We start from the raw sequence: 17143 nt of genomic DNA, 5'->3' as shown, positions 1-17143 counted from the left end.
GGATCCAGCCGCGCAGCCCCGGTGACCCTATCATCCCCAGCAATACGATGGGACGGCTGCTGCCTGTTCCACTTCTGCTGCTGAATCTCCATGCTTTGAAGGAATTTCGATGATCCACGTCGAAAACATGCTCGACGTCCGCCTGGCGTCAGGGCTTGGCTCGTGCTGGCACGGCCGCGAAACCACCGCCTCGATACACGAAAACGGGACGGCCGATGGCGCTGCGTTCGACGCGCCTGCCCGGACGCTTTCTCAGTCGGTGGTGCTGACATGAACACTCAGGCACTCAGTGGTCGCGATCTGGCGGCAGCGCTTGCGGTCGTCGTGATCTGGGGTCTCAACTTCGTGGCCATGAAACTTGCGCTGCGCGACTTCACCCCATGGCAGCTCGGGGCTGCGCGCTACGTGTTTGCGCTCGTGCCACTCATCTTCTTCGTCCCCCGGCCCAAGGTGCCGTGGCGCTGGCTTGCCGCTTACGGTCTGGCTCAGGGCGTCGGGCAGTTCGGACTGCTGTTCCTCGGCTTTGAGCTTGGGATGAGCTCGGCCCTGGCGTCGGTGCTGATGCAGACGCAGGTGTTCTTCACCACCATCATTGCCTTCTTCCTGCTCAACGAACGGCTGACGCGACAGCTCACCGGTGGTCTGGTTTTCGCCGGTCTGGGGCTGCTGTGTTTCGCGATGAGCTTCCTCGCCGCGCATGATGTGACGGCCACGCAGATGACCATCAGCGGCTTCGTGCTGACCCTGAGCGCGGCCGCGATGTGGGGCGTATCGAATATCGTCGCGCGCAATCTGCAGCGCAGCAACCCGGGGTACAACCCGTTCCAGTTCGTGGTCTGGTCGAGCCTGACACCGATTGTTCCGTTCGTGATGATGAGCTGGGTATTCGACCCGGTCGAAGCGCAGTCGAACTGGACCAATGCGTCCGTGACTGGCTGGCTTGGCGTGGCCTATCTGGGCTGGCTCGCCACCATCACCGCATACGGGCTATGGACCCACCTACTGAAGCGTCATCCGGCCAATCGTGTCGCACCTTTCAGCCTCGGTGTCCCGGTGATCGGCCTCGTGGCCGGCATGCTGACCTTTGGCGAGACGATTGGGGTGTGGCAAGCGATCGGCGTCGCATTCATCGGACTCTCGCTCTTCGTGGTGATGTTTGGTGCCAGAGTTCTGAAGCTTGTGCAGCTCCGCTCCTGAATGACTTCGCTGCCAGATTTCTGCCTGTCTCGAATTCACGAGCTGGGATAAGTAATAGGATATCGATCTAGCCAAGTTGCTTCCGACTTCATTCATCTCAGTACGATCATGAATACCGACGTGTCATGCCCTTCGCCTCTGCCCGCAATTGCCATCGAGGCGGCCCCCGAACAGCCTGCCTCAAGGCCTGCTGAAGGCGTCAGCCTGTGGGTGTATGTCAAGCTGGTGATGGTGGCGCTGTTCTGGGGCGGCACCTTCATCGCGGGGCGGGTGCTTGCTCAGGAGATGCCGCTGATGGCGGCGGCAACAGGGCGGTTCGCGATCGCGGTGGTGTTGTTGCTGCTCGTGGCGTGGAAGTTTGAAGGTGGTCTGCCCCGGCTGCGCGGGTCGCAGGTACTGGTGACCGCTGCACTCGGGTTCACCGGGATCTTTCTTTACAACGTCTGCTTTCTGGCGGCGCTTTCACATATGCCGGCAGGGCGGACGGCCCTGCTGGTCGCGCTGAACCCGATTGCGACGGCCGTGTTTGCCAGTCTCCTGTTTCACGAGCGTCTGGGACGCATCAAATGGCTCGGCTTCGGCATCGCTTTCGTGGGTGCCGCAGTCGTCATCACCCGCGGCGAACTGCTGACCGTGGCATACGATTTCGGACGCTCGATCGGAAAAGGTGAAACGCTCATGTTCATCGCGGTGATGAACTGGGCCGCATACACGCTGATCGGGCGCAAGGCGCTCAAGGATCTGAGCCCGATCGCGGCCACGACGTATGCGGCAATGTGGGGGCTTGTGTTTCTGTCCGTTGGTGCTGTGTGGGAGTTCAGGCCGAGTGACTGGCACACATTCGGATGGGAGGTGTGGGGCTCAATGGTCTACCTTGGGGTGTTCGGCACGGTCGTGGGTTTCGTCTGGTATTACGAAGGGATCAAGGCCATCGGCGCGTCCCGCGCGGCGGTGTTTACCAATCTGGTGCCCGCTTTCGGCGTCATTCTGGGGGCCCTGGTGCTGGGCGAGACGATCCTGATATCCATGGTCGTCGGTGGTGCGCTGGCGGCGATCGGCGTCACTCTCGCGAACCGCGCGAGGACTTAGGCTGTGCGCACGGAAACTGCGATCAGCGTGCCGCCGTGTCATCGACGGACGGCAGTTCCAGCGCGCGTGCGGCGCCGGTGACGAGATCCCGCGAGAACTGCGCCATCACCGAGGACTGAACCTGCCAGTGGTGCCAGTACAACTCTACGGTTTCCTGCTGCTTGGGTGCGAGATCGACGAGGCTGCCTGCTTCAAGCGCGTCGCGGACCTGAATTTCGGGTACGAAGCCGTAGCCGAGCGCGTTCAGTGCAAATGCCACGAAGCCTTCGGATGAGGGGACGACGTGGTAGGGGTAGTGGCCCACGTCGAGACCGAACTGGTTGCGCAGGAAGAGATCGTGCATGTCGTCGTTGCGGCCATAGACGATGGCCGGTGCGCGCGCGAGTGCTGCCCGGGTGAGGCCCGAAGGAAAGTGTCTGGCGCGAAATTCGGGTGAGGCGACGCACAGGTAACGCATCACGCCGAGTCGCATCACTGCGCAACCGCGCATCGGGTCGGCGCGGGTGCTCACGCAACCGAGTACGTCGCCGTTTGCCAGCAGGGTGTGGGTGTGGTCCTGGTCATCGACCACGCAGTCGAGCACCAGGCGCTCTTCCCGCACCACGTGTTCGACCGCGGGCAGGAACCACGTCGCCAGGCTGTCCGCATTGAGCCCGACCGGCAGGCGCAGTGGCTGCCCTTTGGCGCCCGGGCGCAAGGCTCGCTGGGCCTCGGCCTCGACGAGCCTGAGCTGGGTCAGATAGGGCAGCAGGCGACGGCCGGCGGGGGTGGGTTGCACAGGCTTGCTGCGCACCAGCAGCGCCTGCCCGAGCTCGGCCTCGAGCAGCTTCACCCGTTGTGAAACCGCAGACTGGGTCAGATTCAGATGGCGCGCAGCGCGCTCGAAGCCACCTTCCTTGAGCACCGCCTCGAAAGCTTGCAGACGCAGGTCTAACATTAGAAAAAATCATGTAAAACGATATTTAACGATATTACTTATTTTAAGGTCTGGGTGCATCTACATTTCATGCACCCAGACCGATCCGGCGACGTGGCACAGGCGGTCTGGGACTCACTGGAGCTTGATCATGAATGCCGGCTTTCTGAACGGGTTTATGCTGACCCTCGGACTCATCATGGCCATCGGCGCACAGAACGCACATGTGCTGCGTCAGGGGCTGCGCGGCGAACATGTGCTGCTCACGGTCGTGGTGTCGGTCCTGTGCGACATCAGCCTGATTCTGCTCGGCATGAACGGACTGGGTGCAGTGTTCTCGGCCAATCCCGACTGGATGGAGGCGGCCCGCTACGGCGGCGCGGCTTTTCTGGGCTGGTACGGTCTGCGTTCACTGCGCTCGGCACTTGCGGGTGGCAGCCTGCAGGCGGACGCCGGTCAGCGTCGCAGCCTGACCTGGCGCCAGGCACTGCTGACGGCTGCCGGCTTCAGCCTGCTCAATCCTCATGCCTATCTCGATACCGTGGTGTTGCTGGGTTCAATCGGCAACAGCCAGGCGGCGGAATTGCGTCCGTTGTTCACCGCGGGTGCGATTGCCGGTTCGGTGTGCTGGTTCGTGCTGCTGGGCTACGGCGCAAGGTTGCTGGCCCCGGTGTTCAGGCGCCCGCGTGCATGGCAGGTTCTCGATGGCGGCGTGGCCCTGATGCTGTGGGGCATCGCGGCGTGGCTGATCCTGTCTGCCTGAGGTCGCCTATTTCACCAGCGAACTGGTGCTCAACAGCAGCAGCACGAGCAGGCTCAGACAGAACGACAGGGCTTGCCAGAACACCAGCGGATTGCGTTCGATGAGCGGCGGCGGCCCCTTGCCCAGCAGCGTGTTGTTGGGGTGCCTGAGGTCGTAGATGAATTCGGAGAGTTCCTGGTAGCGCTTGTTCGGGTCCGGGTGAACGGCCTTGGCGAGGACGGGGTCCATCCAGGCCGGAATCTCGCGGTAGTCGTCCAGCACCGAGGCGTACTTCAGCTTTCGCTGCGCGGCCTTGCTGCGGGTTTTTGCCACTTCGGCGCCGTAGGGTAGGCGGCCGCTCAGCATCTGGTAAGTGATCACGCCAAGCGAGAACAGGTCAGCGCAGGGCGTACCCGCTTCGCCGAGAAAGTATTCCGGCGCGGTGTACTGGGCGGTGCCGAGAATGTGCGGCTGCAGGGTCGTCGTTTCAGATTCGATCAGGCCGGCAACTCGCGTCGCACCGAAATCGATGATCTTCACCGTGCCGGCCTTGTCGATCATGATGTTGTTCGGGCGCAGGTCCTGGTGCAGCATTTCCATGCGATGGAAGGCGAGCAGGCCTTTCGCGATCTGTTCGACGATGCCGCGCACGGTTTCGATCGGCGGCGCCGGGTTGTCGATCATCCATTGCGCCAGCGTCTGGCCTTCGATGAACTCGGTGACGACATAGAGCGCGGTGCGCTGCCGCTTCAGCGTGCTGGGTTTGAGGACGTGCGCGCTGTTGATGCGGCGCGCGATCCATTCTTCCAGCATGAATCTTTCCAGATAGGCGGGGTCGCCGCGCAGATCGACCGAGGGGATCTTGATCGCCACCCGTGTGGCGCCATCGCCGTCCTCGGCCAGGTAGATGTGGCTGCGGCTGTTGCCGTGAATTTCACGAATGATCCGGTAGCCGTCGAACAGCATGCGCGGCTGGAGGATCGGGGCGGGTGGCAGGTCAAGCCATTGCTGCCTGTGTTCGGCAGCCGTCCCGTCGGGCAGGGTGTCGACGCGCGCGATCTGGACGGTCAGATTGTCCGTGCTGCCTTTGGCGAAGGCTTCTTCGGCGATACATCGCGCCGCTGCGTCGAGATCCATCGCGGCCTCGTTGATGGCGTCGACGATGAACCGGGGCGAGGCGAATTCGTACACCCCGTCGGTGGCAAGAACGAAGATGTCGCCCTCTTTCACTGCAAGGCGCTGATAGTCGATATCCAGTTGTGCGGAAATGCCAAGGGCGCGGGCGAGGTAGTGTGTGTCCTGCGACACGACGATTCGATGGTCGTCGGTGAGTTGTTCGAGATTGGCGTCCCGCAGGCGGTAGATCCGGCTGTCGCCGATATGGAAGATGTGTGCCGTTGCGGATTTGACGATCAGTGCGCTGAGCGTGCACACATAACCACGGTCCCCGTCGTAGCGGTACGGGCTCTGCCGGGTCTGCGCGTACAGCCAGGAGTTGGTCGCTTCCAGCACGCGCTGCGCAGCGGTCTTGACCGTCCATGCTTCCGAGGTGCAGTAGTAATCGTCAAGAAAGCTCCGGACCGCGGCTGCGCTGGCAACATGGCTGACATCGCTGCTGCTGATGCCGTCAGCAAGGGCGATGGCGATGCCCTTCGTGTTCAGCAGCGGGGCGTCGGGAATGCACAGGCCATGAAAATCCTGATTGATTTCCTTGCGCCCCTTGTCGGAGTACTGGCCGGTGCTCAGTGAGAGTGTGCTCGACATCTGTCATGGGCAGGGCCCCGCGAATTGCGGAGCCCGTGTGCCGGATGATGGTTCAGACGGCGCTGCGCTTGGGGGCGGTGCGCACGTGGGTGGAGTAGAGCGTGAGGCCGACGAAGGCGAGGCCGCCAACCAGGTTGCCGACGACGGTCGGGATTTCGTTCCACACCAGGTAGTCGTAGATCGAGAAGTTGCCGCCGAGCATCAGGCCGGACGGGAACAGGAACATGTTTACGATGGAATGCTCGAAGCCCATGTAGAAGAACAGCATGATCGGCATCCACATGCCGATGACCTTGCCCGACACGCTGGTCGACATCATCGCGGCGACAACGCCGGTCGATACCATCCAGTTGCACAGCACGCCGCGGATGAACAGCGTGAGCATGCCGGCCGCACCGTGTTCTGCGTAACCGACGGTGCGGCCTTCACCGATGGAGCCGATCTTCTGGCCAACGATGCTGGGTGCTTCGGTGAAGCCGAAGGTGAAGATGATCGCCATCATCACCGCGACGGTCAGCGCGCCGGCGAAGTTGCCGACGAACACCAGGCCCCAGTTGCGCAACACGCCATTGACGGTGACACCAGGGCGCTTGTCGATGAGCGCGAGCGGGCAGAGCGTGAACACGCCGGTAAGCAGGTCGAAGCCCAGCAGATACAACAGGCAGAAGCCGACCGGGAACAGCATGGCGCCGGCAAGCGGTTGTCCCGTCTGCACGGTGATGGTGACCGCGAAGGCCGCGGCCAGCGCAAGAATGGCGCCGGCCATGTAGGCGCGGACCAGTGTGTCGCGAGTCGACATGAAAATCTTCGACTCTCCTGCGTCAACCATTTTGGTGACGAACTCTGCGGGCGCGATATATGACATGGTTTTCCCCTGGGTGAGTGGTGAGTAAGCCGTGTGAACGCAAAAAGGCGTCCATCTCCACGCCCTCGTGAAGGAGGGGGCGGAAATGGACGCCGTTGTCCATTTGCAGCGCTGATTCAGGTTGATGCCCTGTCGCACATGCCTCAGGCCGTCGTTGACCTGAGTTGGCTTACAAAAAGCATGTAGCGTGCCAGTCGGAGAATCCCCATGAATCCGGGGTTTTCGCTTCGAGTGACCACTTCTGAAGCGCATTTTGCTCCCCCGATTGGGGCGCGGGGCGCGTGAGCTGCGTGATTTTGGTGCGATGCAAAACGTACTGGGGCAGGAGGATTAAGCCCCTTGCTTGACCCGCATCATTTATTGTCATGTCGTGGTGCGGTGTAATCCGGAGAACCAGGAGGCCAGACCGTCATGTTCCGCATATCCCAGTTCATCCGCGAGCTTGATCATCCCACCCCGGTTGCGCCCCGGCGCAATCCGCCCGGGCCGGTCGTCATCTGGAACCTGATCCGGCGCTGCAACCTGACCTGCAAGCACTGTTACTCGATTTCTGCGGATACGGACTTCGCCGGGGAGCTGTCTACCGACGAGGTGTACCGGGTGATGGGTGACCTCAAGGCGGCGCGGGTACCGGTGCTGATCCTGTCGGGCGGTGAGCCGCTGCTGCGAGCGGACATTTTCGACATTGCCCGGCAGGCCAAGGAGATGGGGTTCTATGTTGCCCTCTCGTCCAATGGCACGCTGATCAACGAAGGCAATATCGACGCGATCGACGACATCGGTTTCGACTACGTTGGCGTCAGTCTCGACGGCATTGCCGACACCCATGACCGCTTCCGGCGCAAGGCCGGCGCATTCGATGCTTCGATGGCGGGCATCCGTCTGTGCGTTGAGCGCGGGATCAAGGTCGGCGTGCGCTACACCATGACCGAGGACAACGCCCACGACCTGCGCGGACTGCTGCGACTGGTGGAGGAGGAGGCGATCGACAAGTTCTACTTCTCCCACCTCAATTACGCCGGACGCGGCAACAAGCACCGTGGCGACGATGCCCAGCACCGCACCACCCGCGACGCCATGGAGCTTCTGTTTGAAACCTGTCTCGAACTTCACCAGCGCGGCATCGAGAAGGACTTCGTGACCGGAAACAACGACGCCGATGGCGTGTTCCTGCTGCACTGGGTGCGGAGCCGCTTTCCGCAGCATGCCGAACATATCGAGGGCAAGCTGCGCCAGTGGGGTGGCAACGCCAGTGGCGTGAACGTCGCGAACATCGACAACCTCGGCGTGGTTCACCCGGACACCATGTGGTGGCACATCCCTCTGGGCAATGTGCGGGAGCGGGCCTTTGGCGAGATCTGGAACGATCTGTCGAATCCGCTGCTGGCCGGGCTCAAGCCGCATCCGCGCAAGCTCGAGGGGCGGTGCGGCGCCTGCAGGTATCTCGACATCTGCAATGGCAGTTCGCGCGTGCGTGCGGAACAGATCACCGGCAACCCGTGGGCGGAAGACCCCGCGTGCTATCTGAGCGATGCGGAGATCGGCGTGGATGCGGCGGACTACGGCTCCGTGCGAGTGCTCAACACGCCATGGACGCGAATCGAAAAGGTAGGCTCATGATGCGGGTCCGGACATCGATCGCAGCCCTGCTGATCACACTGGCACTGCCCGCGGTGGCAGAAGAGGGCGTGCCGGCCACCGCCAGGAACTACCAGCAGCATTGTGCGGCCTGTCATGCGCCGGATCGTCTGGGCAGCATGGGCCCGGCGCTGCTGCCCGACAATCTCGCCCGGCTGCGCAAGGGCGAGGCGGTCAAGGTCATCACAGGTGGGCGCGCAGCCACGCAGATGCCGGCGTTTGCCGAGGTCTTGAGCAAGGACGAGATCGCGGCCCTTGCCGAATGGATCTATACACCGGTCACGCCAGCGCCCAGGTGGACCGAGTCCGACATCCGCGCCTCGCGCATCCAGCACACCGACCCCGCGACGCTGTCGCCAAAGCCCGTGTTCAGTGCCGACCCGCTCAACCTCTTTCTGGTGGTGGAAACCGGTGACCATCACGTGTCGGTACTCGATGGCGACAGGCTCGAACCCATCTACCGCTTCCAGTCCCGCTTCGCCCTGCATGGCGGACCGAAGTTCACTGCCGACGGGCGTTATGTGTTCTTCGCCTCGCGGGATGGCTGGATCACCAAGTTCGATCTGTGGAATCTGAAAGTCATCGCCGAAGTACGCGCGGGCATCAACACCCGCAATGTGGCGGTGTCGTCCGACGGGCGCTTCGTGATCGCAGCCAACTACCTGCCGCAGGATCTGGTGCTGTTCGACGCCGAGCTCAATCTGCTCAAGGTAATGGACGCGACGACACTCGACGGCAGCCGCAGCTCGCGTGTCTCGGCGGTCTATGACGCCGCACCGCGCAAGAGCTTTGTCGCGGCGATGAAGGATATTCCGGAGCTGTGGGAGATCAGCTACGACGAAAAGGCCGAGCCTATCTTCGATGGCTATGTGCACGACTACCGGATGAAGGAGGGTGTGGCCAAGCCCGGCTTCCTCAACGCCCGCCGCACGCCGCTGGAGGATGTGCTCGACGACTTCTACTTCGATCAGGATTACCGTCAGGTGATGGGTGCCTCGCGCAAGGGCGAGGGGCAGGTGGTGAATCTGGATGCACGGCGCAAGGTGGCCAGTCTGCCGCTGGACGGCATGCCGCACCTCGGGTCGGGCATCACCTGGGCATGGCACGACGCCGGGGGCACTGAGCGCACGGTGATGGCGAGCACCAACCTCAAGTCGGGCGAGGTCACCGTCATCGACATGAAAACCTGGGAAGTGATCCGTCGCATCCCGACCCGCGGCCCGGGATTCTTCCTGCGCAGCCATGAGAACAGCCGCTACGCCTTTGTCGATTCGATGATGAGCCGGGAAGCGAGCCACATCCTGCAGGTGATCGACAAGCAGACGCTGGAAGTGGTGAAGGAGATCTCCGCCGAACCAGGCCAGACCCTTGCCCACATCGAATTCACCCGTGATGGGCGCTATGCGCTTGCCAGCCTGTGGGAGCAGGACGGCGCCATCGTCGTGCTTGATGCGCAGACGCTGGAAGAAGTAAAGCGGCTGCCGATGAAGAAGCCGGTGGGCAAGTACAACGTGTGGAACAAGATCACCCGCGACGAGGGCACCAGCCACTAGCGTGCCGATGCGGCAGGGGCATCCTCGGGTATCGCGTGAATCCGCGCGGCAGGGCGGCACTGCGTGTGTGCAGTATCGAATGCGGGTATGCGCAGCATATTCGCCTTAAACTGCATGCCCGAACAGAACCGCGGACCGTTTCATGGAAAAGACCCTCTCCGCCGACGCTGCGCTTGCCGATGCAGCGCCGGCGCCTGCGCACGATGCGCTGAGCAACACCACCTTCGTGGTGATCGCTGCGATCAGCTTCTCGCATCTGCTCAACGACATGATGCAGTCGGTGCTGCTCGCCATCTATCCGATGCTCAAGCAAGGCCTGGGTTTCTCGTTTGCGCAGATCGGCATGATCACCCTGGCGTTCCAGTTCACCGCGTCGATGCTGCAGCCGCTGATCGGTTTGTACACCGACCACAGGCCGAAACCCTGGCTGTTGCCGATGAGCGGCTGCTTTACCCTGGTGGGTCTGTTGTTGCTGTCGCAGGCGTCGAGTTTCGGGGCGGTGCTGCTCGCAGCTTCCATGGTGGGCATCGGCTCATCGATCTTTCACCCCGAGTCCTCGCGGGTGGCGCGCATGGCCGCCGGGGCGCGCCCGGGGCTGTCGCAGTCCTTGTTCCAGATCGGCGGCAACCTGGGAACGGCGCTCGGGCCGCTGCTCGCGGCCCTGATCATCGTTCCCTTCGGGCAGGGCAGCGCAGCCTGGTTCTCGCTTGCGGCGCTGACCGGCGTGGTGGTGCTGTCGCAGGTAGCGCGCTGGGCCGCAGTGCACGTTGCGGGATTCCGCAAGCGCATGAAGGCGCACCCCGGCAACAATCTGAGTCGCCGTCAGGTCATCGTTTCGCTCGCTGTGCTGGGGGCGCTGATGTTCTCCAAGTTCTTCTACATGGCGAGCCTGCAGAACTACTACACCTTCTACCTGATGGAGAAGTTCGCACTGCCGCTGCAGACAGCGCAGATGTACTTGTTCGGATTCCTGCTGGCGGTTGCCGCGGGCACGGTGGCGGGCGGCCCGGTCGGCGATCGCATCGGACGCAAGCGCGTGATCTGGGCATCGATCCTGGGCGTGGCACCGTTTGCGCTGATGCTGCCGCACGTCGGTCTGATGTGGACCGCGGTGCTGTCGGGGGTGATCGGACTCATCCTGTCCTCGGCATTCTCGGCCATCCTGGTCTACGCGCAGGAGCTCGTGCCGGGCAAGGTGGGGGCGATATCGGGACTGTTCTTCGGCGTCGCGTTCGGGCTTGCCGGCATTGGCGCGGCGCTGCTTGGCCGGCTGGCGGATGCGACCGACATCGCGACCGTCTATCAGGTGTGTGCCTTTCTGCCGCTGATCGGCTTGCTGACGGTCCTGCTGCCCGACATCGAGCGGCGCTAGCTCAAGGTCGCACGCAGGCGGCCGAGGTCCGGTACGTGGATGTTGCGGCCCTGAACCTGGATCAGGCCGGACTCGATCAGCTCGTGGAGAATGCGCGAGAAGTGCTCCTGGGTCAGGTTCAGGCGCGAGGCGATGATGCCCTTGCTGGTCGGCAGCCGGATCGACACCGGCCCGGTGGTGAGGACGTCGTCGTCACTGCCCAGGCCTTCCTCGCGCAACAGGTAGCCGATGATGCGGTCGCGCCCCGAGCGCAGCGAGTAGCTCTCGACGTCGCTCATCAGCTGATGCAACCGCCGTGACAGGCCGGCGATGATCTTGCGGCAGAAGATCGGGTCGCGCCCCATTTCGTCGAAGACCACCTGTTTGGCGATGTGCAGCAGCGAGCAGTCGGTCAGCGCCTGCGCCATCACCACGTAGGGCTTGTCCATGAACATCACGGCCTCGCCGAAGCTCTGGCCCCGGCTCAGGATCTCGACCACCTTCTCGTTGCCCTCGGCGGAGATGAAGGCGAGCTTGATCTGACCGCTGAGGATCAGGTGGAAGCCGGTGCAGGCGTCGCCGCGGTGAAACAGGATGTCACCCTTTGTGACCGAGGTCTCGCGTGCGCCACGGGCAAAGGGCGCGATCTCGGCCGGGGTCAGGCCGGCAAACAGGCTGGCACTGGCGAGCAACTGGGCGACACGCGTGTTTTCGCCGGGCGCGGCCGGTTCCGAGGTGTCCGTGTCCTGCATTGCGGCACGGCAGAATTCGTCACAGCGGTTCATCACAATTACCTCGTGAGCTGGGCGTAGAACATCGGCAGGCGGGCCGGGAGTTCTTCCGGTTTGCGGATCACCGCGAAGCCGGCGGGGCCGAACAGGTGGGGCAGGTAGGCCGCACCCTCGCGGTCGATGGTGACGCAGAACGGCACCACGCCGCGCAGGCGGGCCTCGATCACCGCCATCCGCGTGTCTTCGATGCCGTAGCGACCGTCGTAAAGGTCGAGGTCGTTCGGCTTGCCGTCCGACAGGATGAGCAGGATGCGGCGGCTGGCACGCTGGCCGTCGAGCAGGCTGGTCGCATGGCGGATGGCGGCTCCGAGCCGGGTGTAATAGCCGGGCTTGATGGCGGAGATGCGGCCGCGGATGCGGTCGTCGAAGCGGTCGTCGAAACGCTTCAGGTGGTGGAAGCGCACGTTGTTGCGCTTCACCGAGGAGAAGCCGCACAGCGCAAAGCGGTCGCCGGTGGCCGACAAGGCTTCGCCGAACAGCAGCAGGCTGTCGCGGATGACGTCGATGACGCGGGCTTCGCTCGAGATCCAGGTGTCGGTGGAGAGCGACAGGTCTGCAAGCGCCAGACAGGCGAGGTCGCGCTCGCGTTTTTCCAGCGTCAGCCACAGCAGGTCGCTGCCCTGTCTGCCGCAGGCGCGGTCGGTGGATGAACGCACGACGGCGTCGATGTCGAGTTCGCTGCCGTCAACCTGGCCCTTGATCCAGCGCCGTCCGGGCTGCAGCATCGAGAACTGCTGGTGCAGCCGGCGTGCGGTGCGGCGCAGGCGATCGGGCAGCGGCACCGGGGCTGCGCGCGGATCGTCGGCAGCGGCGGCCATCTCGAGCAGGCGCACGTGATCCTCCAGCAGACGGCTCTTGCGGTAATCCCATTCCGGCAAGGGGATGCCTGCGCCAAGCACGACGTCGTCCTCGGCTGCAGAGGGCAGGTCGAGGTCGAAACGCACTTTCGACGCGGTGCGTTCGCCGTCGCGCGTCAGTGACAGCTGATCGAGATTGGCGGCAGCAGCGGCCGCATTGGGATCGGGGTCGTCGTCTTCGCTGCGATTGACCTTGATGAACTCCGCCACCGACAGCAGGCTTTCGGCGCGGAAGAACATCAGCAGACCGTGCTTCTCGGGCGGTGCATCGACCCGTTCGGCCTTGTGCGCAGTGTGCTCGGTCTCGTCGGGCTTGCCCGATCCGCCCGGTGGAGTCTCGCCCTGTTTGCCGTCCTGGCCGGTACTGCGTGCGGGCTCGGGCGCCCGTGCGGCGGGCAGCGTCAGCCACAGCAGCACCGGTTGTGCCGAAGGTGCGTCGGCCTCAACCGGCGGAAGCGCGCTCACGCTGCCCGGGTCCTCGATGGCACGGCGCAGCGCGCGCTCGCGTTCGCCTTCGGATGGCGGCAGCTTTGCCGGGTCGGGGCGCTGCGCAAGTGTGGCCGCGGCCAGGCGCCGGTAGCGCGGAACGAGGCCCGGCCAGCGTGCCAGCGTGTGCCGCACGGCGCGCTGGTTGAGCAGCAACTCGCGCGTTTCCTGACTGTGCCCGGCGTGACACTGGCTGGCGCTTCCCGCATCGTCGGGCGGCATCTGCGCCATTTCGGCGTGGGCGGCGGCAAGCGCCGACAGCCACAGGTAGAGCTCACGGTTCAGGTCGCGTTCGGCAAAGGCGTCGATCTGCGGCGGCAGGCGCAGGGTGTTTTCGTCCATGCTCGCGCGCGCCAGTTTCTCGCCACTGCCCGCAAGGCGCGCCAGCCAGCTGCGGCGTGCGCCGTGCGTATCCGCGGCAGATGCTGCAACGCGCAGGCCACCGTCGCCGCCGAGCGCGCGAAACAGCACGCCCACCGAGCGCCCGGTTTCCTTGAGGGTCACCGCGGCTTCCGGGAAACTGCCGCCGGCGGCGCGGGTCACGAGCCGGTGCCAGAGTTTGCCGACGACTTCTTCCATGGCCTAGCGCTCCCTGCCGGCGCGAAAACCGGCTTCGTTCTGCCTCGCGGCCTCGTCACTGACCCAGTGCAGCAAGGGACCGTCCGGGTTGTCGGCCTGGGTTTCGCCGCAGGCATCGACGCATTGCGCACACTGGGTGCAGGTAAACATGTGGCGCTTGATATTGCGCGGCGTGAGCCGCATGGGGCATACCGCATCGCAGGCCGACTGCTTTTCGGGCAGACAGGTGCTGCAGTCGCTTGCCCGGGCGCGCAGGAAGCCGACCACCATTGCCTTCGGGTTGCTCATCCATGCCAGGCTCTGGAACAGCCCGACCGCGCAGGCGTAGCGGCAGAACAGATGGCGTGCGAACAGAAACTCCATCGACAGCACCGTGGTGGCGGCGAGGATGAAAATCGTCTGGTTTCGCGTGAGCGCGCCGTGGATGAGGTTTCCATAGACTTCGCCCGGCGGTAGCAGATAGGTCAGGAAGACCACGGCCCAAGTGAAGGCGAAGGCGATTGCCGCGGGCACGACCAGGCCCCACCAGCGCGCATCCGGTTTGCGTTTGCCGCCAGCGGGCAACCACGGTGTGATGGGCGCCTTTTCCCATACGCTGGGCTTGCCCGAAGCGCGCAGCATCAGCGTGTTGATGGTCTCGACCACCGAGAAGTGCGGGCACAGCCAGCCGCAGTAAAGCCGCCCCCAGCGCCACGCGACATATAGGAAGGCGCCCGCACCGACAAAAATCGGCACGAACAGACGCAGCAGAACGTTTCCACCCGCTTCGAGCGCACCGATGCGCCCGGCCAGGAAGTCGTCGAGCCCGAGACGCCATTCGAAGCCGAGCAGCCAGGCGTGGCCGGCGTCGAGATCGTAGCGGAACAGGTCGAACACCGGTGCCAGGATGAAAAGCAGGAAAAAGCCCACCTGAAACAGCAGACGCCGGCGCTGCAGCGCGCGCGGCGGCGTGCGACCCTCGACCGCAATCGGGATGACGCGCGCAGACTTGCCCTTGGCGCGGGCAGGTGCGGCAGACATCGCGACGGGCTCAGTCATCGCGGCGGGGGCCGAATACCGGGTAGCGCCAGGTGCGACCATTGATTGCGCGTACCAGGCCCATCACGCCCAGCAGGATCAGCCCTGCGTGAAAGAGCGTGAAGTACAGCACCCCGATCACCCACGACCAGGGGTTGTCGAAGCCACCCAGCAGAAAGATGCCTACGCTGATCGACACCAGCAAGCTACCGCCCCACAAGCAGGTCACCACCGTCTGACGCAGGTGGTTGCGCACCAGTGGGTCGGGGTGCTTGCCATGCATCACCCACATCACCACCAGCGCAATGAAGGCGATGCCCGGCAGCAACATCAGGTTGATGATGAACAAGGCCTCGGCGGCGACCGCGATGGGCGGTCCCGGCATCAGATTCTTGAGCGGATCACTGCGTTCGATGGCCATGTGCTGTTCTGCCCGCGGCCGCGATCAGCGGCCGAAAGTGGCGGCAACCACTTCCATCAGCGCTTCGACCGTTTCGACGTCGTCGGTGAGGCTTTCGACAATGGCTGAGCGGCAGGCTGCGACCGGGTCCATCCCCTCCTTGATCAGGAGCGCGGCATAGATCAGCAGACGGGTGCTCGCGGCCTCCTCGAGGTCGCGATCCTTGAGCGCGCGCAGGGCACCGGCAATGCCGACCAGACGCCGGGCGAGGTCGGGGGCGCAGGCGGTTTCACCGATCAGGATGGCTTCTTCCTGCGCCGGGGCGGGGAAGTCGAAGCGCAGGCTGACGAAGCGCTGGCGGGTGGAGGGTTTCATGCCCTTGAGCAGGTTCTGGTAGCCGGGGTTGTAGGACACCACCAGCATGAAGGAGGGGGGCGCCTGCAGCAGTTCGCCGGTGCGGTCGATCGGCAGGATGCGGCGGTCGTCGGCAAGCGGATGCAGCACCACGGTGGTGTCCTTGCGCGCCTCGACCACCTCGTCCAGATAGCAGATGCCGCCCTCGCGCACGGCGCGGGTCAGCGGGCCGTCGCACCAGACGGTCTTGCCATCGCCGATCAGGTGGCGGCCGACCAGGTCGGCGGCGGTGAGATCGTCGTGGCAGGCCACGGTGTAGAGCGGCAAGCCAAGGCGTGCCGCCATATGCGCGACGAAGCGGGTCTTGCCGCAACCGGTCGGGCCCTTGATCAGCAACGGCAGGCGGTTCTTCCAGGCCTGCTCGAAGACATCCACCTCGTTGCCTGCCGGCTGATAGAACGGGTTGTCGAGATTTGGCGTTTCGAGCTTCATTGGTAAAGTCCCTTCCAGTAGGCAAGGCCGATCAGAACCCAGACGAGGGTGATCCAGCCGAGGGTGATCAGGCGCCACATCAGCGGCGCATGGCGCAAGGCCATAAAGTCGAGGATGACGATGCTGCCCTTGATGATCGAGATCGTTGCCAGTAATGCCACGATGGCCGGGCCGGCAGCACCGCCTTCGCCTACCCACCAGGTGAGCAGGGTGGCGACGATCAGTGCCGCCCACAGCAGGGTGGCTCGACGCGGTGTGCCGTGCATGACGGCCGGGCTGTGTTCAGTGGATGACATAGACGAGCGGGAACAGGATGAGCCACACCAGATCCACCATGTGCCAGTAGGCCGCGCCGGTTTCGAGACCGTTCATGTCGCCAGGCTGGTAGCGACCCTTGCGCGCGCCCTGCCACAGCGCGGCAAGAATCACCATGCCGAGGATGACGTGCATGAAGTGGAAGAAGGTGAGTGACAGGTAGAACATGTGAAAGGGGCTGCTCGACAGGCTGATGCCCTGTTCGAACGCGGCCGAGTATTCGGTCAGCTTGACGACGACAAAGCCGCTGCCGCAGGCAATTGCACCCAGCAACCAGCGTGCGGACAGCGCTGAGGCCCGCTGTTCGGCCGCCTGCACCGCGCGCACCACGAAGTAGCTCGCGGTCAGCAGCAGCACGGTGTTGAGTGCGCCGGCCCCACGGTGCAGCGCCTGCTGTTCGGCATCGAACAGCTCGATGTGGTTGGCGCGGGTGAAGGCGTAGGCGGCGAAGAACACACCGAAAGCCAGTAGTTCGGCGAGGATGAAAATCCAGATCGCCAGATCGCCGGCAAGTCGTTGTTCGGCGGCCGGGCCGTGATCGGGCAGGGAGGAAGCAAGACCGGGCGTGTTCATAGCCGGCAGTCTAGGAAAGCATGGCGTCGCCGGCCTTGATTCCGGACAAGTTGCACCCGGCGCTCGACCACGCGTGAGCAGGCGCCACCCCTCCGCTGAGGCGAAATGGCAGAAGCCCCACCTGCCTTGCGGGCGGCGGGGCTTCCGGGTCGAGTCTGAAACGG

General features: G+C 64.0%; 17 protein-coding genes. 7 read left to right on the top strand and 10 right to left on the bottom strand.

The genetic code is table 11. The features are described from left to right. The first annotated feature begins 109 nt into the window (after positions 1-109). From CEW87_RS22505 to CEW87_RS19290, 3 genes are all read left to right on the top strand, one after another. The gene (locus CEW87_RS22505; protein WP_159098216.1) at positions 110-274 is read left to right on the top strand and encodes a hypothetical protein; all 165 of its coding nucleotides are present in this window, start codon (positions 110-112) and stop codon (positions 272-274) included. Beyond that, entirely contained in the window at positions 271-1197 is a 927-nt protein-coding gene (locus CEW87_RS19295) for an EamA family transporter (RefSeq protein WP_108975624.1), read from the top strand. Before CEW87_RS22505 ends, CEW87_RS19295 begins: the two co-directional genes overlap by 4 nt. A gap of 108 nt (positions 1198-1305) precedes the next feature. Further along, positions 1306-2286: a DMT family transporter gene (locus CEW87_RS19290; RefSeq protein ID WP_108975622.1), complete on the top strand. Its 981-nt coding sequence runs from the start codon at positions 1306-1308 to the stop codon at positions 2284-2286. Positions 2287-2308: 22 nt separating this feature from the next. Here the strand turns inward: CEW87_RS19290 and CEW87_RS19285 are convergent, their stop codons facing one another. Further along, positions 2309-3223, bottom strand: a complete 915-nt coding sequence (locus CEW87_RS19285) for a LysR family transcriptional regulator ArgP (protein WP_108975620.1) — start codon at positions 3221-3223, stop codon at positions 2309-2311. Positions 3224-3353: 130 nt separating this feature from the next. On the opposite strand from CEW87_RS19285, the gene CEW87_RS19280 reads away from it, so the two are divergent. Continuing rightward, positions 3354-3965, top strand: coding sequence for a LysE/ArgO family amino acid transporter (locus CEW87_RS19280; protein WP_108975618.1), 612 nt, complete (start codon positions 3354-3356; stop codon positions 3963-3965). A gap of 6 nt (positions 3966-3971) precedes the next feature. On the opposite strand, the gene CEW87_RS19275 is transcribed toward CEW87_RS19280, so the two are convergent. Then, positions 3972-5708 carry a bifunctional protein-serine/threonine kinase/phosphatase gene (locus CEW87_RS19275; protein ID WP_108975616.1) on the bottom strand — a complete coding sequence of 579 codons (1737 nt, stop codon included), beginning with the start codon at positions 5706-5708 and terminating at the stop codon, positions 3972-3974. A gap of 52 nt (positions 5709-5760) precedes the next feature. After that, positions 5761-6507: a formate/nitrite transporter family protein gene (locus CEW87_RS19270; RefSeq protein WP_234421589.1), complete on the bottom strand. Its 747-nt coding sequence runs from the start codon at positions 6505-6507 to the stop codon at positions 5761-5763. Positions 6508-6984: 477 nt separating this feature from the next. Here CEW87_RS19270 and nirJ point away from each other — a divergent pair, with 477 nt between their 5' ends. The 3 genes from nirJ to CEW87_RS19255 all read left to right on the top strand — a co-directional run bounded on the left by nirJ (position 6985) and on the right by CEW87_RS19255 (position 11136). Further along, complete coding sequence (nirJ, locus tag CEW87_RS19265) at positions 6985-8193, top strand: heme d1 biosynthesis radical SAM protein NirJ (RefSeq protein ID WP_108975613.1); 1209 nt, start codon at positions 6985-6987, stop codon at positions 8191-8193. Continuing rightward, complete coding sequence (locus CEW87_RS19260) at positions 8193-9764, top strand: cytochrome D1 domain-containing protein (RefSeq protein WP_108977380.1); 1572 nt, start codon at positions 8193-8195, stop codon at positions 9762-9764. Before nirJ ends, CEW87_RS19260 begins: the two co-directional genes overlap by 1 nt. A gap of 142 nt (positions 9765-9906) precedes the next feature. Further along, on the top strand, positions 9907-11136 hold the full coding sequence (locus tag CEW87_RS19255; protein ID WP_108975611.1) for an MFS transporter: 1230 nt from the start codon (positions 9907-9909) through the stop codon (positions 11134-11136). Here the strand turns inward: CEW87_RS19255 and CEW87_RS19250 are convergent. The 7 genes from CEW87_RS19250 to CEW87_RS19220 are packed head-to-tail and all read right to left on the bottom strand — an operon-like array spanning position 11133 to position 16979. Continuing rightward, complete coding sequence (locus CEW87_RS19250) at positions 11133-11900, bottom strand: Crp/Fnr family transcriptional regulator (RefSeq protein ID WP_108975609.1); 768 nt, start codon at positions 11898-11900, stop codon at positions 11133-11135. The genes CEW87_RS19255 and CEW87_RS19250 overlap by 4 nt on opposite strands. Before the next feature lie 5 nt (positions 11901-11905). Next, the gene (locus CEW87_RS19245) at positions 11906-13828 is read right to left on the bottom strand and encodes a nitric oxide reductase activation protein NorD (protein WP_108975607.1); all 1923 of its coding nucleotides are present in this window, start codon (positions 13826-13828) and stop codon (positions 11906-11908) included. A gap of 3 nt (positions 13829-13831) precedes the next feature. Continuing rightward, positions 13832-14866, bottom strand: a complete 1035-nt coding sequence (locus CEW87_RS19240; RefSeq protein WP_199917063.1) for a 4Fe-4S binding protein — start codon at positions 14864-14866, stop codon at positions 13832-13834. After that, positions 14859-15266, bottom strand: coding sequence for a hypothetical protein (locus tag CEW87_RS19235; protein WP_108948643.1), 408 nt, complete (start codon positions 15264-15266; stop codon positions 14859-14861). Before CEW87_RS19235 ends, CEW87_RS19240 begins: the two co-directional genes overlap by 8 nt. A gap of 24 nt (positions 15267-15290) precedes the next feature. Then, positions 15291-16091 (bottom strand): CbbQ/NirQ/NorQ/GpvN family protein, encoded by an 801-nt coding sequence (locus CEW87_RS19230; protein ID WP_108975603.1) that lies wholly within the window; start codon positions 16089-16091, stop codon positions 15291-15293. Continuing rightward, a complete protein-coding gene (locus tag CEW87_RS19225; protein WP_108975601.1) occupies positions 16088-16387 on the bottom strand; it encodes a cytochrome C oxidase subunit IV family protein in 300 nt (99 codons plus the stop codon). The genes CEW87_RS19230 and CEW87_RS19225 overlap by 4 nt, the downstream gene beginning before the upstream one ends. Continuing rightward, the gene (locus CEW87_RS19220; RefSeq protein WP_108975599.1) at positions 16374-16979 is read right to left on the bottom strand and encodes a cytochrome c oxidase subunit 3 family protein; all 606 of its coding nucleotides are present in this window, start codon (positions 16977-16979) and stop codon (positions 16374-16376) included. The genes CEW87_RS19225 and CEW87_RS19220 overlap by 14 nt, the downstream gene beginning before the upstream one ends. Positions 16980-17143: the final 164 nt, after the last annotated feature.

Origin of the sequence: Parazoarcus communis, assembly GCF_003111665.1 — a bacterium.
GTDB classification, from domain to species: Bacteria; Pseudomonadota; Gammaproteobacteria; order Burkholderiales; family Rhodocyclaceae; genus Parazoarcus; species Parazoarcus communis_B.
The sequence above is the reverse complement of the archived record's forward strand: the minus strand, read 5'-3'. Positions and strand labels throughout refer to the sequence as shown.